Here is a 21769-nt window from a genome sequence, read left to right as displayed (position 1 = left end):
TGTGCGGGAGATCTTTTCTAAAGGGATGAAAGATGAAATCGACTAAGAGTGTTGAGTTCGTTGCGCCGTTGGTGGGGCGGTACGCGGAGGTTTTGACTCCGGAGGCTGTGGCGTTCGTGGTTGGGTTGCAGAGGACGTTTAACGAACAGCGGAAGGAGCTGCTGGAGGCTCGCATGGCGCGACAGAAGCGGCTGGATGCGGGGGAGCGGCCGGATTTTTTGAAGGAGACGAAGAGCATTCGCGAGAGTGAGTGGATGGTGGATCCGCTGCCTAAGGATCTGCTGGATCGGAGAGTCGAGATTACCGGGCCGGTGGATCGGAAGATGATCATCAATGCGCTTAACTCGGGCGCGAAGGTGTACATGGCGGACTTTGAGGACTCGACGACGCCTACGTGGGAGAACGTGGTGGATGGGCAGATAAATCTTCGCGATGCGGTGCGGCGGACCATCACGTTTGAGGATGAAAAGACCGGGAAGAGTTACAAATTGATTGAGAAGCCTGCGGTGTTGTTTGTGCGGGCGCGCGGGTGGCATCTCGAGGAGCGGCATCTGGTGGTGGATGGCGAGCCGATGTCGGGGTCGCTGTTTGATTTTGGATTGTATGCGTTCCATAACGCGAAGGAGCTGCTCGCGCGGGGTTCGGGGCCTTACTTCTATCTGCCTAAAATGGAGAGTCATTTGGAGGCGCGGCTTTGGAACGATGTGTTTATCAAGGCCGAGGGAGAGTTGGGGATTCAGGCGGGTTCGATCAGGGCGACGGTGCTGATCGAGACGATTCTGGCTGCTTTTGAGATGGATGAGATCTTGTGGGAGTTGAAGGACCACTCGGCTGGGCTGAACTGCGGGCGATGGGATTACATCTTCAGCTTCATTAAAAAGTTCGCGGGTGATATGAGCATGGCGTTGCCGGACCGCGCGCAGGTGACGATGACGACGCACTTCATGCGGAGCTACTCAAAGCTGGCGATCAAGACGTGCCATCGCCGGGGGGTGAGCGCGATGGGTGGGATGAGCGCGTTTATTCCGATCAAGAGCGATTCGGTGGCGAATGAGAAGGCGCTGGCGCAGGTGAGGGCCGATAAGGAGCGTGAGGCAACGGACGGACATGATGGGACGTGGGTAGCGCATCCGGGGCTGGTGCCGGTGGCGCTGGAGGTTTTCGACCGTGTGATGCCACGGGCGAATCAGATCTCAAAGCAGCTGCCGGAGTTTCATGTGACCGCTGAGGATCTGCTGAAGGTGCCGGAGGGCACGATCTCGGAGGCTGGGGTTCGGCAAAACGTTGCGGTTGGATTGGGATATGTGGAGGCCTGGCTGCGCGGGATTGGGTGCGTGCCGCTGTTCAATCTGATGGAAGATGCGGCTACGGCTGAGATAAGCCGGGCTCAGCTTTGGCAGTGGGTTCACCATAAGGCAGTGATGGACGATGGGCTGCCGGTGACGGTTGAGATGGTGGATGCTGTAATCGGGGATGAACTGAAGCATGCCAAGGCGAGCGTTGATGCGAAGCGGTACACGGCCTATGTGCGGGCTGCGGAGTTGATGGGGGAGTTGGTGCGGGCATCCAAGTTTGTGGATTTCCTGACGGTGCCAGCTTATGACAGGGTGATGGCTGAAGGGCTTTAGTTCCCTGCTCTGGTTTGCTCCTCTTTGCTCTTCTTTAGAAGATATGTCCCGCCGGACGGGCCCACTGCGCGTGGGGCGGCCACTTCGTGGCGTGTGTACCGGTCTTGGCGAGATGATCCTCTACGGTCCTCCCGTTGGTCGGGATCATCTGCTCGGGCACGAATGCCTTTAGAGTACGGACCGGCTTAGTTTCATGACGAGGCATTTGGCGGCGCCGCCGGCCTTGAGGAACTCGGTGAGAGTGACCTCGATGATGTCGAAGCCGCGTGATTCGAGTTGGTGGCGGAGGTCGGTGCTGATGTTGTTCAGGATGATGGTGCGGTCGACGTTGATGGCGTTACAGGCAAAGCACACGGCATCTGACTCGGTGACGATGATCCGTTTTTCGAGTGAGTAGTAGGCTTCGATCCTGGCGAGAGAGGCTTGGTCGAAGGCTTCGGGAAAGTACATGACGTAGCCGCCTTCGAGGGGAGCAAAGCAGGTGTCGAGGTGGTAGAAGCGCGGGTCGATGAGGTGGAGTGAGGTGACCTCGATGCCCCAGATCCTGCGTAGAGTGTGATGGCTGGAGGCGACGGTGCGGGGGCCGTAGCCAACCCAGAGACGGGTGCCGTCGGTGGAGAAGAGAGCGTCGCCCTCGCCTTCGAAGGGCGTGGCGCGCGGAGTGTCGATGACCGTGTAGCCGGCGAGCTCGAACCAACGGCGGAAGTGTGGCTCTTCACCCTGGCGCTCAGGGTGGAAGAAGCTGCTGATGGCGACGGTGCCGTTGCGCTCGAGGCCTGCGTTGGCGGTGAAGACCATGTCGGGAGAGCCGGGTTCGGGTTCGACGAGTTGGACATCCGCGATGGTGCTCACGGCTTCGTAGAGGCGCTGCCACTGCTCGGCTGCGCGAGTGCGGGAGGAGGCGTGGACGTTGCCCGCCATCCAGGGGTTGATGACGTAGTTGACGTCGTAGAGCCTGGGCGGACACATCAAAAAAGTTGCCGGGGTGGAACGGATTGTGGTGAGGATCGCTGGGGTGGTGATCTCGATTGGCTGCGTGCTCATACTGAATGTTTCTCCATGATGAGCATGGAGGATGACAAAAGCCGCGTCAACACTAATGATTATGCATCAATGACGCATAAAGATACATTTTGTGGAACAAATATTCGAGAGGTTGAGTAGTCGGCCTGAAGAAGCGATGCGGCGACATCTGTTTGACCTCTGTCCAGCGACGCAAGATGTGTAAGAGCTTTCGAGATGAGCTCCCTCTCTCGCCCCCGGACAACTATCCGGGGTGAGAGAAGGTTATCCGCTTAAGATCTGCGCCGAGCTTCGTCCGCCTCCTCCGCCAGACGGAACATCAGTCGCAGGAACTCTGGATTTTTCTGGCCTATGAAGAGCCCGTCATCCACAAAGCCCTGGAGAGAGGCCACCGCTCCACTATTTTTTGTAGAGGTCGGGCGAACGATTGCAACGGGTGGGAACTTCTTGCTGAGAAAGTGGGTTGGTTCGGGCATGATGAGGTTGGCCTGCAAGGTGTCGCCTTTGAGGGACTCGGGATTGGTCTCTCCCTGGGCGTTAGCGAGTGTTGTAAAGGTAACGGATGCACCGGTTCCACCTGGTCCATTGTCGACGTCGGTCAATGGGAGCGCATTGCCTGCCTTATCCTGCCAGGTTTGGAAGTGCATGGTCTCGCTGGGGCCGATGCTAAGCAAGACCCGTAGGACTTCCAGATTGCTGACCTTCTGGGCCAGTGTTGGATAGAGGCTGGTTCCCCCAGCTTCTATAAACGCAAAGTGGAATCCTGCTGTAAACGCGATTGCCTGGAGGTGCGGTGTGATGCTTTTGGTGTTGTCACTGCTGATGAAGCTGCCGGCGGTGTCAGCGTCGGTTCTTGGAATCGCTGTGTGTTTTCCTACGTTGAGGCTGGGGACTGCCTGAACGAACGGTGCGCCGGGATCGAAGTCAGGATTGGTGACGCTGCGGTACTTGGACCAGAAGCTGGTGTCCACGGTTAGCTGCGTCAGATTGGTGAGCCGTGTCTTGCCGGTGGAACCGGTCGCAGTGCTGCCTGGGATGGTGGCAAAGGGGCTGAGGTCGACCGCCTCGGCGCCCTTCGATTCGAGGTATGCTTTCAGGAAGGCGGCGTGGCTGATCTCATCGTCGGTATTGTCGTGGATGTACTGGGCCATATCGCCGTCGAGAATAGAGAGGGCAGCCGTGTAGAGTGGGTTCCCTCCCTTGACTCCCGAGACTTCCTTGTCCTGAACGCCTCCGAGTTCGGAGTATTGAATCCACAGATCGGCCTCGATCTGCTCAAGAGCGTTCAGGAACCTGAGAATCGCGATGTCGCCTTGTGTGAGATCGCCATCTCCGTCATGTTCCTGGCCAAAGGCGGATGCTCCACCGCCCAACAAGCCTGTGCCTATGGTCGCTACGCCTGCCGCAGTAATTCCCGTTCTCAAGAACTCGCGCCGATTGGCGGATTTCTTGAGTAGAGTTTCAGATTGTGACATTTCACTTCTCCTTTGGTCGAACTTTATTGAGCCCGCAAAATACTGCTGACCCCGGTGACGAGACAGTAGGCGTTCTACTCGTCCCTGTTGTCAGTGCAAAGTCAAAAGAGTGTCGGCTCGAGTAAAAATTTGGTAAGCGCAGAGATTATGCGGAGAGTTACGGTGCTGTAATGATTGGCTTGGCTCTTCTGAGCATTTCCTCTGATCGATTCAGTGGAAGTTGCATTAAAAGAATCGAGCACCTTGAGAGCCGTGAACGGGCCAGCCGCGAATCACAACTCGGCAGCCGGGACCGTAGCTGAGCCGGATGATAAGGCGCGAAGCAAATTCGCACGCCAAGAATGACGCTCTGATGTCTGCTGATCCTTCTTAGCAGGTGAGTTAGAGCGCAGGTGCTTCGCGAATGGCCGTGGACCATAGGCATCAACACAGCCTGGTAGCCGATGTGCCGTGCGATGAGTGTTGATCCGGCGATCGTCAAAGAGGAGTGAAGTCGCGCTTGAAGAGGTCGAAGTTGGCGGTTGCGGTTGAGGCCGTCAGAAGCTGAAGATTCCATAGAACTGAATCTGCCGTGGGCTTCCGATCGGGTTGGTAATGGCTCCTACTCCCTGACTGGAGAAGATGGTTGGGTCCGTGTTTGGAAGCGGCGTGATCGAAGGCGGGTTGGAGAAGGTCGCGCCGCTGAAGTTGTTGCCTGGGGTATCGAAGCTGGGCGTGTTGGTGATGTTGAATACTTCCATCGCGAGGCGAAGGCGGTACTGCTCATGGATTCTTGTTTCCTTGAAGAAGGACATATCGGCGCGTTTCTGGAAGGCACCGCGGAAGATGTTGCGGCCTCCGGTGCCGAAGTTGGACTCGAAGGTATCGCAAGCTGTGGTGCCAGCGGAGGTGGGTCCGCACGGTGGAACTCCGGATTGGCCTGGGGCCAGCGAGGGATAGGCAAAGGCTGAGGGTTTGAAGGCAACATCGTTCAGGTTGGAAGAGGTTCCGTTGGGGGTGTTCGGGTTGACGAAGGCACCGCTGTGTCCGGTGAGGGCCTGCTTCGGACTGACTCCCGGGGCCAATGGAAGAACGGGGTTGGTGAGGAAGTCATTTGATGAAAAGAAGATGCTTCCGACGGTTCCGGAGAAGTCGTAGACGTTGTAGGGTTGGCCGCTCTGTAGAGTGGTGACGCCGCTGATACCCCAGCCGCTGCCAGCTTTATCGAAGAAGCGATTGCCAGATTTGAGGTCCGGGATTTGATAGTTGAAGCTGAAGCTGGTGACGTGGGTCCGGTCGTAGTCGGAAGAGGCGTAGCCCGAGGCCAGGTTGCGCGGATCGTTGCCGTTGTAGAAGAGGCCGAAGCCGCTGGAGGCATCGAGGGAGTGAGACCAGGTGTAAGAGAGAAGGTACTCGAAGCCGTGAAATGGAGTTTGGCGGACGGAGGCCAGCAGAGCGTCGTAGTGCGACCAACCTACCGTGGTCCAAGCGACCGAGTTGGGGCTGTATCCGATGTAGGGAACGCGTAGGTCTGTGTTGCCGCCGGTGGAGGTGCTGTAGGGTTCCGACAAAAGCGTATTGCCATTTGCGTCTGTTGCATTGAAGCCGTAGCTGTAGGTCTGGCCGTTGACCGGCGACTGAGGGGTGGCGACTCCCGGTTGATTGAAAGGTAGAGGGACGGTTTGATGCACGCCGTGGTTTCCTGTGTATCCCACCGTTCCGACGATGTTCCTGGAGATCTGGTATTGGATATCCAAGCTCCAGTTTTCGGTGTAAGGCAAGCTATTGTTAGCGGCGTACGCGCCGAACAGGTAGGGCGAGGCTCCGTTGATAAGTGCGTTCTGGTTGGGCAGATTGTTGATGAAGTCGGCGGGATTGGTGTCGACGGGAGGACGCACGGTGCCGAAGGGATTTTCCGAGGTGGCACCGTCAGGCGAGTTGACGGGCTGCACAAAAGGCGGTTGTAGGGTAACGCCGAAGGGTCCGTTGAAGCCGTTGCCGGCAGAGGGAGAGAACTCGGTAAAGAACTCGCCGCGGTCGTAGTAAAGACCGAAGCCGGAACGAACGACAAGCCTGGGATTGACGCTGTAAGCGAGTCCGATTCGCGGGCCGATTCCCCATTGACGATTGGTGAGCGTCGACTTCGAAGCGCCGGGGCTGGCGAACTGTTTGTTGTTGCCTGCAACGATGAGACCGCTGTTGAGGATGGTGTCGCTGGCAGCGGCATAAGAGTACTGGCTGGGGCTGAAGTTGACGAGGTTTCCGTACTTCTCGTAGAGGCCGCCATCGTAGTCGTAACGAACGCCAACGGTGATTGTCAGTTGAGGTGTAGCGCGCCATTGGTCCTGCGCGTAGGCTCCGACCTGAGGAGACCGATAGTAGCGATTGCTGGCGCCCTGAAAGTAGACCGAGTTACCGGCGAAGTTGTTGAGCGGTCCGCCGGTGAGGAAGTTCGCGATGTTGTCGTAGGTGAGGGTGGCGACCTGATTGGCGCGATTGAGGATATTGAGTTGAGTGAAGTCGTAGTTGCCGCCAAAAGAGAATGAGTGATTGCCTGCGACGTAGTTGAGTGTTGATGTGAATTCGAGGGTGTTTTGTGTGAAGCCGGTGTTGGAGAAGTTGGAGGTGGGACCGATGTTCAGTGTTCTTCCGCCACCGTTATCGGGGGAGCCGTTTACGTTGCGAACTGCGATGCCCGGCAAGAGGGTGCTACCGAAGAGATTGATTCCGGGGGTGGAGGGACCGAAGGGTTGTCCGGTGAAGCTTCCTACGGTCATGCGAACGATGCCCGCCTTCTGCTCCCAGGTGAGGCGCGGGGAAAGTACCGCGGTGTTTTCCAAGGAGAAGACCTGGCTTCCGGCGTTGTATTTTTGAGGAAATCCAAGCAGCGGGCCGCTCGAGAACGGGCTTTCGGTTGGATCGTGCTGATAGTAGTATTTGGCGGCGAGGGTGTCCTTCTTCGAGACGATGTAGTCGACATTGCCGTTAGCTTGATCGGCGAGGAACTTTGAGGCGGGCCCGATGAATTGAACCTGGGCTCCGGGCGTTGCGGGGGATTCGATGAGGTACTGGCCACCGGGGAGCTTGGCTTGAAGAAAGGTGAGTGCAACGGGATCGATGGGGGTACCGGCGGGGAGGCCGGCTGCGATGACGACGGCCTGCAGTCCGGCGGCGCTGCGATCGTCGGTGAGGCCGAGCGGTGTGAAGTAGGAGGTGAGCGAGTTCAGCTGATCGCGGGCGCGTGTGTACTGATAGCTGCCGTAGAAGAAGAGTTTATCTTTGCGGATGGGGCCGCCTAATTCAGCACCCGCGATGTAGCGATGAAGATCGGGTGTTGGAAGGCCGGCCTGTTTGTTGAAGAAAGGGTTTGCGTTCAGCTTAGACGTCTCCCAGTTGCCGTAGACAGAGCCATGAAATGCATTGGCACCGGACTTAGTAGTGACGTCGATGTGTGCTCCGGCGGTCGCTCCTTGAGCGGCATCGAACATGGAGGTGTTGACGCGCTCCTCTGCGATGGTCTGTTGTGGCGGCGAGGGAAGGGCTTCGCCGATGGCGTCGTAGATGGAAGTGTTGGTACGGATGGCGCCATTGGATTGAAAGGACTCTCCCGTATTGAGAACGGCGCGGCTCTCGGTGACCTGGCTGGAGGAGGCTCCGTTGAAGAGGTTGTTGGTGACGACGCCGTTGAAGGTGAAGGTGTTGCTGGAGAGGCGCTGGCCGTTGGCGTAGATGTTCTGGTTGCCAAGTCCCGTGTTCGTGCCGGTATCGGCGAGCAAATCCGCGTGAACGCCCGGGCTGAGCGTGGCGAGTTGCGTGAAGCTACCGGTGCCGAGAGGGACCTTCTCGATCGATGCGGCGTCTAGAACATAGCCATTGGTGGTGTCCGTCGCGTCGAGTTGTGGCGTCGCCGCTACGTCAATTGTGGAGGAGACCTGGCCGGGCTTGAGACGGATGACAAGTGAGGCGGTGCGGTCTGCCTGGATCAGGAAGCCGGTGAGTTTTTCCGTATCGAAGCCGTTCGCTGTAACGGTCACCGTGTAGATGCCGATTGGCAGACCTTGCACCAGGTAGGAGCCATGTGCGTTGGTGTCAGTAGTGCGGCTCGCTGCGGTTTGATCGTTGACGAGAACGATAGATGCTCCGGAGATCGCTGCTCCAGTCGCGTCGCTGATTACGCCTGATACGGATCCCAGGGTTTGTTGCGCGTCGGCGCATGGAAGAACAAGGGCACCCAGGAGGAACAGGGCGATAAGCATCGCTCTACGCAGCATCATTGGCTCTGCCTTTCAGGAAGCGGTACAGATCTATGATCGAGAAGCAACGGTTGGTATTTTTTCTGGTTGCACCATTATCTCAATCAAGCTAGCGGTCATATGTTAAATAACGTTGACAACTGTCTCGGTCGTGTCGGGCCATGAACAATAGATCGTTATTTTTTTATTTGGCGGAGCATCCGGTGGACGCAAAGGGAAGATGGTCGAATTGATTTCGATGCGCTGGTCGCGATCTTCGCCAAGGGTGCAACGGGTTCACGCCGACCGATTCTCTTACACACGGGAGATTGGCTGTAACACTCGATCAACGAAGAGTTTGCTAGGCTGGGAGAATGACAGTTCGACAGTATGCTGCGTTCCTATTGACGATGGCACTCATCTTGAAGACCGGTTCAATGTCAGCACAATCTGGCTTGCCCGCTATCGATCTCCCCACGAGCAAAAGGATTCTGCAGCCGGTCCCTGGCAGCCCGCAAAGGCTCAATGGACTGCCAATGTCGATGGCCATATCGCCGGATCAGCGCTTTGTCGTCACGGTCAATGCAGGATACGGAACCTTCGAGTCTGGATACAAACAGTCGCTCGCGGTGCTGGATACTCAGACCGGCGTGGTGGAAGACTTTCCTGACGACAGGACTTCGGTCAAAGCCAGACAGACGCTCTATTTGGGGCTGGCCTTCAGCCGAGATGGCAGGCATATCTACGCAAGCATGGGATCGGAGACTGATCCTTTGGGCACGGAGAAAGGCGATACCGGTAGCGGCGTCGTGGTCTATGGCTTCAACGCAGGCAAGATTTCACAGGAACGGATGATAAAGATCCCGCTGCAGCAGTTGGCTGCGGGCCGGAGGACGATGCTGATTGGCGGCACGGCCGGGGATAAAGGCGTTCCGTTTCCGGCTGCGATCGCCGTGATAGGTTCGTCAGGCTCAGAAAAACTGCTGGTGGCAGACAATCTATCAGACGACGTACTGCTGATAGATCCGGCGTCGGGTGCGATTCTTATACGGTTCGATCTGGCGGAAAACGATGCGGTGCCTTCGACGTATCCTGTCGCGCTGAGCGTCTCAAAAGATGAAAGCCGCGCGTTTATTGCGCTGTGGAATGCGAGCGAGGTCGTCGAACTGGATCTGAAGAACGGTGTGGTGGGCCGTAAGCTTGCTCTGCTAAAACCAGACAGTAAGACGGCAGCCGGAACTCATCCCTGTGCGCTCGAGTTGTCGGGCGACGGGCGGACGATGTACGTTGCGCTAGCGAACCGCGATGCGGTTGCGGCTGTTGACGTGGATCACGGCCATTTCGCGGTAAAAGGTTACTTCGACACTCGACTGCCGCACCAGACCTACTTCGGAGCAGAGCCTGAGGCACTGGCTTTGTCTCCTGATGGTTCAAGGCTCTATGTAGCGAACGCAATCACCGACGCAATCGCAGTGCTTGACACGAGAAAGCTGTCGGCGAAGGTGGCGAAGGAGGGGATGGTCGAACCCTCAGGCTTTGTGCCTACGGAGTGGATGCCGATGTCCATTGGACTCGCGGGCGGAAAGCTTTATGTCGCGACCGCCAAAGGAAAGGGGACGGGACCAAACAATTTCCCGCAGCGTCAGTCCGAGGGTGCGAGTGCCACGAGGCCGGGCCCTTCAAGCTACATCGCAACGCTTCTCTATGGTTCTCTCGCCGTGTTGGACACGAAGGCCATCGAGCGAGACCTTCCTAAGTGGACAGCCGAGGTGGTCGAGTCGAATCGGATGAAGGCGGCCGAAGAGAAAATTCGGTTTGCAGGTAATCAGCAGGATCGTATCAAACATGTGATTTACATCATCAAGGAGAACCGCACCTACGACCAGATCTTGGGAGATCTTAAACAAGATGGGAAGGCCGTCGGCAACGGTGACTCAAGCCTGACGATGTATGGTGCGGAGATCACACCGAATCAGCACAAACTAGCTCTCCAGTTCGGAGTGCTGGATAACTTCTACGATTCCGGTGAGGTGTCGGGCGACGGGCATGTGTGGTCTACCGCCGGCATCGGCACAGACTATCTGGAGAAGACCTGGCAGCAGAGTTACCGGGGAGATGAGCGAACCTACGACTTCGAAGGCGTGGTCGCTGAGGGTTATCCTCTTCTGCAAAAAATTCCTGATGTCAATGAACCCAACAGTGGATACCTGTGGGGAAACCTCGCACGACAAGGCAAAAGTTACTACCACTTCGGAGAGTACATCTCGTCCACATTCTGCGATGTCAAAAAGACTGCAAGTCCTCAGGAAGGCCCGCTGCTGGAGGGAGCAAAGTGCCAAAAGCCTTCGATCCTGCCGGGGGAGACCCTGCCGGTGGAGTGGGGCGGCGGGGTGAATCAGTGGCCGTGGCCAATCCCGCTTCTGGCGACCAACATTGCAACCAAGCCGGAGTTAGTCGGGCACTTTGCGGTGGAGCAGCCAGACTTCAACCTTAGAATTCCCGATCAGATTCGAGTTGATGTCTTCCTGAAACACTTTGAGAGATGGGTTGCGGACCGCGAATCAGGCAAAGATGACATGCCGAACTTCATTCTGCTGCGGCTTCCAAATGACCATACAGCAGGAACAACTCCCGGTGGACCCACTCCTAAGTCTTCCATCGCCGACAACGATCTGGCCGTCGGCCGCGCAGTCGATGCGGTGTCCCATTCAGCATTTTGGGACGACACGGCATTTTTCATTCTGGAAGACGATGCGCAGGCGGGTGCGGATCATGTGGATGCGCATCGCAGCCTTGCGTTGGTGGTCAGCAAGTACTCGCCCAGGGCTGCGGGTGGAGGGGCGTTCGTTGATAGTCGGTTTTACTCGACTGTCAGTGTCCTGCGGACGATGGAGACGCTCCTTGGTCTGCCGCCGATGAATAACAATGATGCCTTCAGCTCAATGATCGGGTCGTTGTTTACCGGAGATGGGGGACAGGCGGCATTTTCGTCTGATTACAGAAATCGCGATAGTGGGCTGATCTACACGGCAAATACAAAGACTGCACCCGGGGCTAAAGCGTCTCAGAAGATGGACTTTCGGCATGCAGATCATGCGGATACTCAAAAGCTGAATGTGATCTTGTGGAAGGATGCCATGGGCGATAGCCCAGTACCCGCTCTGCTGAATGCTCGCCCCAAGAAGCTGAAGAACGATGACGATTAGTTTCGACGAGGAAGCGACTGGACTGCCTGCGCCTATTGGAAGGCACTTTTCAGCTCTGTCGATTTCTTGCGGGGGGCTGAAGTGTGCTGCGGGTAGCACGGAAGGTGTAGAGAACTTGAGCGTGTTTGCGGATATCTTTTCTAGAGATTCACCTTTTGCTGATCGTTGGGCCTGGAACACTTGTTTTTCTCCTGCATGTAGAGAGCTGTTTGCGAGGGTGATGGGCCCGAGCTGACAAAATTTGTGATCCTTTCCAGGAGTCCCGATGTTCAAAGTAGCCGCATCCCTCAATTTGTCTATCGCTTCGTCGCTCTCGAAGTTGCGCCTCGCTATTTGGCCTGACGATCGACGATCCAGCGGGTTGATGAAGGTCCGCTCAGGAGGTTTCCGGCTTCTGACTGCGACGCTCGCGCTGCTTGTGATGACGGCGTGCGGCGGAGGGTGGAATGGCTACTCCGGTCAACCTCCAACCATTACGAAGCAGCCGGTAAATCAGACCGTAAATGTCGGACAGACCGCTACGTTCAGCGTCACCGCGACGGGGGCCGGGACACTTACTTATCAATGGTTCGACAACGGAACGGCGATCGCCGGAGCGACTTCGAGCACCTACACTACCCCGGCGACGGCGAGCACCGATAGCGGCTCTGTCTTTACTGTGACGGTAACCAATGCTGGAGGGACGGTGACCAGTTCGCCGGCTACGCTGACGGTGGCTGCGAGCTCCACTACAGTGCCGCCGAACGCACCGCTTGTTATCAGTCAACCAGCGAACCAGACCGTGCAGGTGGGACAGACCGCGACGTTCAGCGTTACTGCCTCGGGGACGGCTCCCCTTACTTACCAGTGGTCTAAGAACGGGATTGTGATCGCAGGTGCCACATCGAGCAGCTACACCACGCCTGCCACGGTCATCGGTGACAACAACTCGCAGTTCACGGTGACTGTAACCAACGCCGCCGGCGGAGCCACGAGCAATCCGGCCACTTTGACGGTCATCAATACGATCCCTGTGGCCACCAGTCTTGCCTGCAACTCGGCTACTCCCGCATACAACACCTCTGCAACCCTGACTCCCACCTTCTCGGGTGGAACGGCAGTGATCGGATCGGCGGGAGTTGGGAGCAGTGATATCACGTTGTCCGCAGTCAGCGGCAGCTCCTACTCGACTCCGTTGCTGATCTCTCCGAAGACGTACACACTGTCGGTCACCGGCACGGGTGGAGCAGTGGCTTCGACCACGTGCACGGTTACACCAACCAATGTGACGATCGGGCCGATCTCTCCTGCGAATGCGACGATAGCGCCGGGAACTCAGACGTTCACCGCGAGCGTCTCCGGAGGTGCTACCAACAGCCTGGTATGGACCGCCAGTGCGGGGAGCTTCGTCGGCAATGTATGGACCTCTCCCAACACACTTGGCACCTATACGATCACAGCTACCAGTGTGGATGAGCCTTCTGTTTCGGCTACCACTAAGGTGACCCTCAGCTTGCCGGTTATCACCGGGCAACCGCCGAGCGTGAATGTTTGCAACAACGCCTCGACAACTCTTTCTGTCGTCGCTTTGTATGCGAGCACGTATCAGTGGTTCTTCAACGGATCGCCGATTGCCGGTGCAACTAGTTCGAGCTACTTTATCCCGAGCGCAGTTGCGATGGATGTCGGCAGCTATACAGTCACAGTTACAAATGCCGCGGGCAGTGTCACCTCGAACGCCGCGAAGGTCGTGGTGGGAACGTCGATTACGTCGAATCCAGTTAGTCTTTCGATCGTCCAGGGCCAGACTGCGACCTTCTCGGTTGCGGCTACAGGCGACGCTCCTTTTAGCTACCAGTGGTATGTGATTGCCCCGGGCGGCTCGACGGGAGTTGCCATCGCAGGGGCTACTTCCAGCATCTACACGTCGCCAGTATTGAACACGAGTTCGAACGGCGCCAAATACTATGCCACGGTCACGGATACCTGCGGAAGCGTGCTTACCAGCACGTCGGCTACGCTGACAGTCAATCCCGGCAATGATCCACCCACGATTATCACTCAACCGATGAGCCAGACCGTGGCGATTGGCGGCACACCAACACTCACTGTGGTTGCGGTCGGATCGCCTACCCTCACGTATCAGTGGTATCAGAAACCTGCGGGGAGCGTGACGGGGACGGCCGTATCAGGGGCAACGTCGTCCAGTTATACTGTTCCGGCGACCGCGACCACTATCAATAATGATCAGGACGGCTACTATGTCATCGTCACGAACAGCTACGGACAGGCGCTATCTCAGACTGCTACTCTGGCGATTGGCGACGGCATCCTGATCACGAAGCAGCCCGTGGATGTTTACGTCAACGCGGGAGATTCGGCTACCTTCTCGGTAACAGCGACCTCCGCGCTTCCTCTGACCTATCAATGGTTTGAAGCAGCCCCGGGAGGTGCCACCTTCTCTGCGATTCCAGGAGCAACGAGCGCGTCGTATACGCAGGCCTCGACGGCTACTTCTGACTCCGGTTCCGTCTTTTATGTGGTTGTCAGCAACGGAAGTTCTCCGGCGGTCACCAGCAATTCAGCATCACTGTTTGTTGGAGATCTAACGGGCATCAGCAATCTTTGCGGGAGTTGGAAGTTGATTGGCAATGCCCAGCCCCCGAATTCTTCCTGTGCGATTCAGTTGTCAGCAGCAGTGCTCGGGCAGCGAGGCGAGATCGTCTGGCCTAATCTGATCTCCACCGGCGACATTCAACTGAGCTTCACGATCACGACGAGCAACTCGAGCAATCCTCCAGCAGACGGCTTCGCGATGACGCTGGGCGATCCGTCTCTTGGAGCGACGACCAACAGCATTGGAGCTACGGGAGGCGGACTAGGTGCCGAGGGAATTCCTGGAATCGTGCTTGCCTTCGACGATTATCACGATCCGGGCGATCCACCTGTTCCTTACATTGGCGTTGGCAGGGGCGAGACCGCCTTGTGGGAGAAGCCATACTTCAACGTCAACACAAACATTGCCCCACTTGCTCTGGCAGGAGCCACGGTGTCGCACGATTATGTCGTTTCTATCGTGCAAGGAATGATGACTGTGACGATGGATGGCACTCAGGCCTTCTCGGGCAGCGTCTCTGTCCCTCCTGTGGCCTACCTCTACTTCAGCGCCTCCACCGGTGCTCTCGATGAGCAGACGGTCATCAGCAACCTCTCAGCCACTGTTACCGCACCGTCCAACTAACGTGTGGACGAGGAGAATCTAGAGATGCGATCGTTTTTACTAGTCTGCTTTTGGATCATCGGAACGGCGGGTACGGCTTTGGCCCAGGCGATCTCTGGGGAACCATCGCATAGCGGAGATGCTGCTGTTACGTACCACTGGGTGCACACGAACGCGCCTCCGAATGGAGGATGCGGCTGCTTTCCGCTGAATGGCGGCGGCATCTCCGCCTCCTGGAACCTTGGCACTCGATTGGCGGCAGTCGCAGAGTTTAGTGTCGATCACACCAGCAATGCGCTCTCCTCCAGCAGATCGCTTACCCTGACTTCCTATCTCGGTGGCGCTCGCTATCGCCTTCCACGATTCTGGAATCATGGTGATCGCGCGCTTGAACCATTCGCGCAGGTGCTGGTCGGAGGGGCACACGCAGGCGGCGGGATGGCTGGCGTGGCGGATGGTACCTCTGCTTTTGCGGGTCGTCTCGGCGGAGGAATCGACCTACCCTTGACCCTCGGAATTTCTGTCCGCCTTATACAGGCCGACTACTACATGACCAGTTTCGATAACTCCGCAGACAATCGCCAGAACAATATTCTATTGGGCGCAGGGGTTACTTTTCATTGGTTCCACTGAGTGGAAGAGTTCGCAGATGCGCCTCACGAAGGGTTGTGGCAGCGGATTCGGGTGTGATGTCCCTTTGCGGAGAACCTAGCAGTTCGTAGCCAACCATGAACTTTCGTACGGTGGCCGAACGCAGCAGCGGTGGGTAGAAGTGAACGTGAAACTGCCACTCAGGATGTTGCTCCCCGTCGCATGGAGCGGGATGCAGGCCCATGGAGTATGGGAACGGAGTATCGAACACCTGATCGTACGTCGTGGTGACGGAATGCAGAATGGCTGCAAAGTCTGACCGTTCCGTCTCCGTGAATTCCTGCAGAGTGGTGACGTGTCGGCGCGGAAGGATCATCACTTCGAAGGGCCAAACGGCCCAGAACGGTACGACGGCAAGGAAGCTCTCATTCTTCGCCACGACGCGTTCGCCCAGCGACTCCTCGAGCTTCTGGTACTCGCACAACAGAACTGCCTGATTCTTTGCGAGGTACTCGCGTTGGCCTGCGAGCTCTGAGACTACTTCGTCCGGGACGGAGCGGCTCGCCCAGAGCTGCCCATGCGGGTGGGGATTGCTGGCTCCCATCATCGCTCCACGATTTTCAAAGATCTGCACATAACGGATGTCATCGCGTGCGCCCAGCTCTGCGTACTGCTCGCTCCAAACATCGACGACAGAGCAAATTTCGGGTACGGACATCTTCGCCAGCGTGAGGTCGTGACGCGGAGAAAAACAGATGACGCGGCATACGCCGCTCTCTCCTTCTGCAAGGAGCAGGCCTTTGCCGCCTTCATCGCTGGAGAATTGCGGAGCGTCCGGCTTCAATGCGGCGAAGTCGTTTTCGAAGACATAGGTGGTGGTGTACTTGTCGGTTCGCACTCCGCCGGCGCGCACGTTTCCCGGACAGAGATAGCAGGTTGGATCGTAGGTCAGTGCGACCTCAGCGGTCTTCGCCTCTGTTTGACCTTGCCAGGGGCGTTGTGTGCGGTGCGGAGATACCAGCACCCACTCGCGCTTGAGGGGATTGAACCGACGGTGAGGGTTCTGCTGCGCTAACGAAATCACAGGACACCGCCGTTTGCAGCCATGGCGAGCGCTCCATCGGAGGGAGCACTCACAAAACACTGTGCTTCGATTCCGGTCTTTGCTGCGTACTGTTTCTTCAAAGTGGTAACGAATTGCTCCGCGGCCTCGGTCCGGACGACATTCACGGTGCATCCTCCAAATCCGCCCCCTGTGATACGAGCCCCGAAGCACTCTGGCTGCTGCGTGGCGATCTCAACCAACGTATCGACCTCTTTACAGCTTGCGGCAAAATCATCGCGCATACTCTTGTGAGCCTCAACCATGATGCTTCCGAATCGCTTCATATCGTCGCGCAGCAGCGCCTCCCGAGCATCCAATACCCGTTGATTTTCTGTGATGATGTGCCGGCATCGCGCGAAGCTGGCCGCGGACATCTTAGTTTTGCAGGCTTCAAGATCTTCGAGCGTCGCGTCCCGCAGCAGTTGCACACCCGGCCGCTCGCGCTGCAGGACCGACTGACCAGACTCGACCTCATCACGACGGTCTCCATATTCGCCGGTTGCCACAGCATGTTTCACCATCGAGTTGCAGATGACCACACGCACCTGGTCCGGCAAGGGGAGAAGCTCAAAGGTGAGAGAGCGGCAGTCGAGCAGCATCGCGCGATGCGTTACGGCGCCTGCCACGACGAACTGATCCATGATGCCGCTCTTTGCGCCGACGTACTCGTTTTCGGCGCGACGGCAGAGGTTCGCGAGTTTTTCGAGGGACAGGGCCGCTCCTGCGTGGGCCAGGAGTGCCAATGCCGTCGCCACTTCGACGGAGGCAGAGGAGCTTAGTCCAGCTCCCAGAGGAACGTCTCCTGCGAGGGTCATATTGAAGCCACTTACCCTGATGGCTTGCTGTTGGAGAGACCACAGAACGCCAGCGGGATAGTCGGACCAATGCCCTTTCGGCGCGCGCTCCAGCGAGGCAACTTCGAATGAGGCTTCTTCCTCGTAGTTTGCCGAGTAGAAGACGGCGCGCTGGTCGTCTCTCTTACTGAGGACGGCGGCGGTTCGAAAGTCTATCGCCATGGGCATGACCAGGCCGCCGGTGTAGTCGGTGTGCTCGCCGATCAGATTGACTCGCGCAGGAGCAGCGAAGAGCTTGCCCTCGTGACCGAATCGCTGATGATGAAGACGCAGCGCATCTTCGTTGTACGTCTTCATTCACAGTACCTGCATCCCTAAAGTTATTGACAAGATCATCTCACAATCGTGAACGTGCACGTAAGGCTTTTTCGTCACTCTTCGCGGAGGACTTCCAGCGGCTTTCTGCCCAGGATGCGGTGACTTGCCACCCAGCCGGTTACGACCGTCAAGGCGGCTGTTCCGAGCAGTGCGGCGAGCGTCCACAACCATTGGAAGTGGTACGTTACGGTGAGCCTGGTTAGCAGCACTCGCGCAATGATGTTCGCGAAGAGTATGCCGACCATGCCAGCAACGAGCCCCAGGACTGCGAACTCGATGGAGAATACAGTGGCAATGCGTGCTCGCGTGGCTCCCAGAGTCTTGAGGACGACGACCTCGCGGATGCGGCGATAGCGGGTTCCGGCGATCGAGCTGGCGAGAATGATGATGCCGGCGAAGATGGAGAACGCTGCGAGAAACTGGATCACATAGGTGATCTGGAGGACTACGGCTCGTACGGTTTCGAGCGCCTGCGCGACGTTGATCACGGTGACGGTGGGGTAGGAGTTGTAGAGTGCGCGCTGCAGTTCGCCAACGTGATCTGGATCGGCATGGACGCCACCGTACCAGACGACCGGCAGACCTGCGAGGGCAGGTTGCGGCAGAATAAACTCCGCTCGCGAGTAAGCGTGCTGGCCGTCGGACTTAGTGAGAACGACGACCGTGGCGACGAACTGAGTGTCTTGCGCGGCGAAGGTGATGTGCGAGCCGACATGAACGCCTAGCCTGTCCGCCTGACGTTTTTCGACGGCGACTACAGGACGCTTTTCGTCTGTGGGCCACCAGTTCCCTTCCACCGTTTTCGTTCCGGGGGGCGAGGCGGCGGACCAGGTAAGGTTTATCGATCGCAACATTCGTTTGGGAAAGTTCTTCAGCTTCGCTTCGTTTGCGGGGACGCCATCGATGTCGACGATGCGGGATGAGACGACGGGAAGGAGCTCCGGTGGTGCGGTGACGCTGGGCTGTGACTTTAGCAGCGTACGAATTCCGCCGATCTCTTCGTTGGTGATATCGATCAGGAAGACGTTGGGAAGGTTTGGCGCGGCGGAAACGTGGAGCTCCGAGACTACGGCCTGCTGGACGAGGTAGACCGTCATGATCTGCATCACGCCTAACCCGAGTGCGGCCAATAATGCTGCAGAGGGATTGCCTGGGCGATAGAGGTTTGCGAGTCCGTGACGAAGCGAGGACGGCAGATGGAGACGAGTTTTGGAGAGGAAGAAGCGGAGTCCGGCCAGTACGGCTACCGAGGAGACTAATAGAACCCCAAGGACGGCTACCAGGCCAATCGAAAATACCTCGCCCACGACAAGCGAATCGCTTAGTGTCGTGGCGATGGCAGCAAGTCCTGCGAGAATGAGCACCGCGGCTGCGACCTGCGCGAGATTTTTGGTGATCTTGCGCCAGGCTGCGGTCACGAATGGGTCGTCGTTATCTTCCACTGCCCGGCGCAGAATCAAGATGGGACGGACTCCGCGGATGTCGAGCAACGGAGGCAGGGTGAAGAGAAGGGTCGTGAGCAGGCCGGCTGCGAGTCCAGTGATGACGGTGCGAAGCTGGACGTGAAGCTCGGTGTCGACGTGGATGAGCCGCGCCAGAAGGTGGGGAAAGCTGAGCTGCACTGCGACGCCAAGCGCAACGCCCAGGAAACCTCCGGCCAGGCCTAGCAGGAGCGTCTGCAGAAGATAGATTTTGATGATCTGGCCTGAGCGTGCGCCCAGGGACTTCATGATTGCGATGGTGTCGAGCCGTTGCTGGAGGTGAGCTCGCATCGCCATGGCGACACCGATGGCGCCAAGGACCAGGGCCACGAGACTCATCAGCGACAGTAAACTTGTGGCACGATCGAGACCTTGCGTGAGTGCTGGGTTGGTCTCGCGGTAGTCAATAATTTGTGCCTCTGGAAGGAGCTTTTCCAGGCGGGCTTTCAGGTCTGCCACTGCTTTGTCGGAGATAGGTGCGCCGTTACTGGGCGGAGGAACTTTGAAGAGATAGCGTTGTCCGGCGTGGCTTCCGGGCGCGAGGAGGCCGCTTGCGTCCAGGCCCTCCCGCGAGATGAGTACACGTGGCCCAGCTGCGAAGTTGCCCGAGAGACGATCCGGCTCATTGACGACAACCGACCCGATGCGAAAGAGCTGTGTCCCGATCTTCAGCTGATCTCCTATTTTGACATTCAAGCGCACGAGGAGGTCGTCAGCAACTGCGACCGTGTTCGCATTGAGTACGGTCTTCAGTTGAGCGGACGGGCTGAGTTCGACTTGTCCGTAGAAGGGATACTTTGTGGGATCGACCGACTTGAGAGATACGAGTAGAGGATCGAGTGTCTTCGCGGATGACGCCATCGAGAGCAGCTCTGTGACGGGAGTTATCTCGACGCCGGTTGCCGCGATCTCGTCGAGGGCCTTTTGCTGGTCCGGGGTCGGCTGCTGAAACATCCTTGCGGAGAGGTCAGCCGCCATGATGCTGCGGGCTCGATTGAGCAGAGTGCTTCGGAAGGACGAAGAGAAGCCGCGTACTCCAGTTAGCGCAGCGACGCCGATGGCGACGGAGAGAATGACGAAGAAAAACTTTCCGCGGGACGAGTGCATCTCGCGGGCGGCGATCTTCGCGGCGGAACGATAGGAGAGGGTCGCCATTAGCCCTCGGTCAAGGCGGCTTCGCGGGAGGTCTCGGCCGGCGATGGGTTGATCTCGTCGGCGATGATCAACCCATCGCGCAGAGTAATGCGGCGGTTGGCGTAGGTCGCAAGCATGGGGTCATGCGTGACCAGGACGAGGGTTGTGCCTTCAGTACGATTTAGATTGAGCAGAAGCTCCAACACATGCGCGCCGTTGGTTGTGTCGAGATTTCCTGTAGGCTCGTCGGCCAGGACGATGGGGGGGCGGAGGATGAAGGCTCGGGCGAGGGCTACTCGCTGCTGCTCACCGCCGGAGAGCTGGACGGGATAATGGTCCATGCGGTCTCCGAGGCCAACGCTGGTGAGCAGATCGCGTGCGCGTTCAAGGCCACTTTCTTTTGTGTCGGCGTTGAGCTCATGAGGGAGGAGGACATTTTCCAGTGCGGTCAGCGTTGGGATCAGTTGATAGGACTGAAAGACGAATCCGATGGTTTTTCCGCGGACCTGGGCGAGCTTGTCCTCCGGAAGATAGCTTATCTCGGTGCCGTTGAGTCGAACACTGCCCGCGCTCGGAGTGTCGAGGCCTGCCAGCAGACCGAGAAGAGTGGATTTTCCGCTACCGCTCGAGCCCATGATTGCGGCGAACTGACCTTTCGGAACTGTGAAGTCCAGTCCTTTGAGGATGTCGACGGTTCGGGGGCCGTTGCGGATCGACTTGCGGAGGTCTTTCACAGCGATCATGGGAGTTTGGTATGTCAACTTCGGGGACTCTCCTTCTTCGGCAACGGTTTTGTTACTTTGTAAAGATGCGGAGAACAGAATCTGTAGCTATTCTAACGGTCTTGTCTCTCTTGGTGGCGCTTTCGCTGAGTGGCTGCCGCGGTGATAAGACAGCGAAACAGGCTGAGGTGACGGATTCGAGCCAGCCGGTTGCCGAAAGCGAGGCTCCAGATCCTGCTTCCCGGCCCTCGTCGGCAGCCGCAAACGATGGGCGGCCGGTCATCGTTTGCTTCGGGGACAGCCTGACTGCAGGCTACGGAACGGACCTCGGGCAGAGCTATCCTGACTATCTTCAGACGGATCTGAACGCGGAAGGATATAACTACCGCGTCGTGAACGAGGGGATTAGCGGCAATACGACCAAGGACGGCGTCGAGCGGCTCAACAGGGTGTTTGCTTTAAATCCTGCGGTGGTGGTGGTTGAGTTTGGCGGGAATGATGGGTTACGCGGTCTTCGCATTGAAGATTCACGCACAAACCTGGACAAGATTGTCGGCACGCTGAAGGCAAGTGGAACAAAGGTCGTTCTCGCTGGAATTACTCTGCCACCCGACTACGGCCCTGACTACATCAAGCAGTTCAATGACACCTACGCCACGCTTGCAGCGAAGTATCATGTGCCGATACTTCCCTTTCTTTTGAAGGACGTCTTCGGCGTGGACGGCATGATGCAGGCTGATCGGACCCACGCAACGAGCGCGGGGAATCGGATCGTCGCGAAGAATGTGCTCCCTCTCGTGACGCCTCTGCTGAAAAAATAAA

At 57.6% G+C, this 21769-nt stretch carries 12 protein-coding genes; 5 read left to right on the top strand and 7 right to left on the bottom strand.

Annotation, left to right across the window (positions count from 1 at the left end):
• Nucleotides 1-32: 32 nt before the first annotated feature.
• Complete coding sequence (gene aceB, locus RBB81_RS12475; RefSeq protein ID WP_353070844.1) at nucleotides 33-1628, top strand: malate synthase A; 1596 nt, start codon at nucleotides 33-35, stop codon at nucleotides 1626-1628.
• Between the two features lie 168 nt (nucleotides 1629-1796).
• Here aceB and RBB81_RS12470 read toward each other — a convergent pair whose 3' ends face one another.
• The 3 genes from RBB81_RS12470 to RBB81_RS12460 all read right to left on the bottom strand — a co-directional run bounded on the left by RBB81_RS12470 (nucleotide 1797) and on the right by RBB81_RS12460 (nucleotide 8379).
• Nucleotides 1797-2672 (bottom strand): dimethylarginine dimethylaminohydrolase family protein, encoded by an 876-nt coding sequence (locus RBB81_RS12470; protein WP_353070843.1) that lies wholly within the window; start codon nucleotides 2670-2672, stop codon nucleotides 1797-1799.
• 251 nt (nucleotides 2673-2923) lie between these two features.
• Nucleotides 2924-4126, bottom strand: coding sequence for a hypothetical protein (locus RBB81_RS12465; protein ID WP_353070842.1), 1203 nt, complete (start codon nucleotides 4124-4126; stop codon nucleotides 2924-2926).
• A 536-nt stretch (nucleotides 4127-4662) separates the two neighbouring features.
• Complete coding sequence (locus tag RBB81_RS12460; RefSeq protein WP_353070841.1) at nucleotides 4663-8379, bottom strand: TonB-dependent receptor; 3717 nt, start codon at nucleotides 8377-8379, stop codon at nucleotides 4663-4665.
• Between the two features lie 395 nt (nucleotides 8380-8774).
• Between RBB81_RS12460 and RBB81_RS12455 the strand changes: the two genes are divergently transcribed.
• The 3 genes from RBB81_RS12455 (at nucleotide 8775) to RBB81_RS12445 (ending at nucleotide 15375) form a co-directional block, all read left to right on the top strand.
• Complete coding sequence (locus RBB81_RS12455; protein ID WP_353070840.1) at nucleotides 8775-11543, top strand: bifunctional YncE family protein/alkaline phosphatase family protein; 2769 nt, start codon at nucleotides 8775-8777, stop codon at nucleotides 11541-11543.
• A gap of 265 nt (nucleotides 11544-11808) precedes the next feature.
• Nucleotides 11809-14763: an immunoglobulin domain-containing protein gene (locus RBB81_RS12450; RefSeq protein ID WP_353070839.1), complete on the top strand. Its 2955-nt coding sequence runs from the start codon at nucleotides 11809-11811 to the stop codon at nucleotides 14761-14763.
• 24 nt (nucleotides 14764-14787) lie between these two features.
• Nucleotides 14788-15375, top strand: a complete 588-nt coding sequence (locus RBB81_RS12445; protein ID WP_353070838.1) for a hypothetical protein — start codon at nucleotides 14788-14790, stop codon at nucleotides 15373-15375.
• Here the strand turns inward: RBB81_RS12445 and RBB81_RS12440 are convergent.
• From RBB81_RS12440 to RBB81_RS12425, 4 genes are all read right to left on the bottom strand, one after another.
• A complete protein-coding gene (locus tag RBB81_RS12440; RefSeq protein ID WP_183788884.1) occupies nucleotides 15353-16417 on the bottom strand; it encodes a UDP-glucose--hexose-1-phosphate uridylyltransferase in 1065 nt (354 codons plus the stop codon). The two genes, RBB81_RS12445 and RBB81_RS12440, sit on opposite strands and share 23 nt — an antisense overlap.
• Nucleotides 16414-17589, bottom strand: coding sequence for a galactokinase (galK, locus tag RBB81_RS12435; protein ID WP_353070837.1), 1176 nt, complete (start codon nucleotides 17587-17589; stop codon nucleotides 16414-16416). The genes RBB81_RS12440 and galK overlap by 4 nt, the downstream gene beginning before the upstream one ends.
• 74 nt (nucleotides 17590-17663) lie before the next feature.
• Complete coding sequence (locus RBB81_RS12430; RefSeq protein WP_353070836.1) at nucleotides 17664-20246, bottom strand: ABC transporter permease; 2583 nt, start codon at nucleotides 20244-20246, stop codon at nucleotides 17664-17666.
• Nucleotides 20246-20968, bottom strand: a complete 723-nt coding sequence (locus tag RBB81_RS12425) for an ABC transporter ATP-binding protein (protein WP_179583582.1) — start codon at nucleotides 20966-20968, stop codon at nucleotides 20246-20248. Before RBB81_RS12425 ends, RBB81_RS12430 begins: the two co-directional genes overlap by 1 nt.
• 101 nt (nucleotides 20969-21069) lie before the next feature.
• Between RBB81_RS12425 and RBB81_RS12420 the strand changes: the two genes are divergently transcribed.
• Nucleotides 21070-21768, top strand: coding sequence for an arylesterase (locus tag RBB81_RS12420; RefSeq protein ID WP_353070835.1), 699 nt, complete (start codon nucleotides 21070-21072; stop codon nucleotides 21766-21768).
• The last annotated feature ends 1 nt before the right edge of the window (nucleotide 21769 follow it).

The organism is Tunturibacter gelidoferens, from assembly GCF_040358255.1.
GTDB lineage: Bacteria > Acidobacteriota > Terriglobia > Terriglobales > Acidobacteriaceae > Edaphobacter > Edaphobacter gelidiferens.
Note: the sequence above shows the minus strand (reverse complement) of the source record. Positions and strands in the feature narration are given on the sequence as shown.

What these genes read in the sequence shown, in the direction of transcription:
- RBB81_RS12430 (WP_353070836.1), bottom strand. Translation starts at nt 20,246, where the DNA reads ATGGCGACCCTCTCCTATCGTTCCGCCGCGAAGATCGCCGCCCGCGAG.
- aceB (WP_353070844.1), top strand. Translation starts at nt 33, where the DNA reads ATGAAATCGACTAAGAGTGTTGAGTTCGTTGCGCCGTTGGTGGGGCGG.
- RBB81_RS12465 (WP_353070842.1), bottom strand. Translation starts at nt 4,126, where the DNA reads ATGTCACAATCTGAAACTCTACTCAAGAAATCCGCCAATCGGCGCGAG.
- RBB81_RS12460 (WP_353070841.1), bottom strand. Translation starts at nt 8,379, where the DNA reads ATGATGCTGCGTAGAGCGATGCTTATCGCCCTGTTCCTCCTGGGTGCC.
- galK (WP_353070837.1), bottom strand. Translation starts at nt 17,589, where the DNA reads ATGAAGACGTACAACGAAGATGCGCTGCGTCTTCATCATCAGCGATTC.
- RBB81_RS12470 (WP_353070843.1), bottom strand. Translation starts at nt 2,672, where the DNA reads ATGAGCACGCAGCCAATCGAGATCACCACCCCAGCGATCCTCACCACA.
- RBB81_RS12450 (WP_353070839.1), top strand. Translation starts at nt 11,809, where the DNA reads ATGTTCAAAGTAGCCGCATCCCTCAATTTGTCTATCGCTTCGTCGCTC.
- RBB81_RS12445 (WP_353070838.1), top strand. Translation starts at nt 14,788, where the DNA reads ATGCGATCGTTTTTACTAGTCTGCTTTTGGATCATCGGAACGGCGGGT.
- RBB81_RS12425 (WP_179583582.1), bottom strand. Translation starts at nt 20,968, where the DNA reads ATGATCGCTGTGAAAGACCTCCGCAAGTCGATCCGCAACGGCCCCCGA.
- RBB81_RS12455 (WP_353070840.1), top strand. Translation starts at nt 8,775, where the DNA reads ATGTCAGCACAATCTGGCTTGCCCGCTATCGATCTCCCCACGAGCAAA.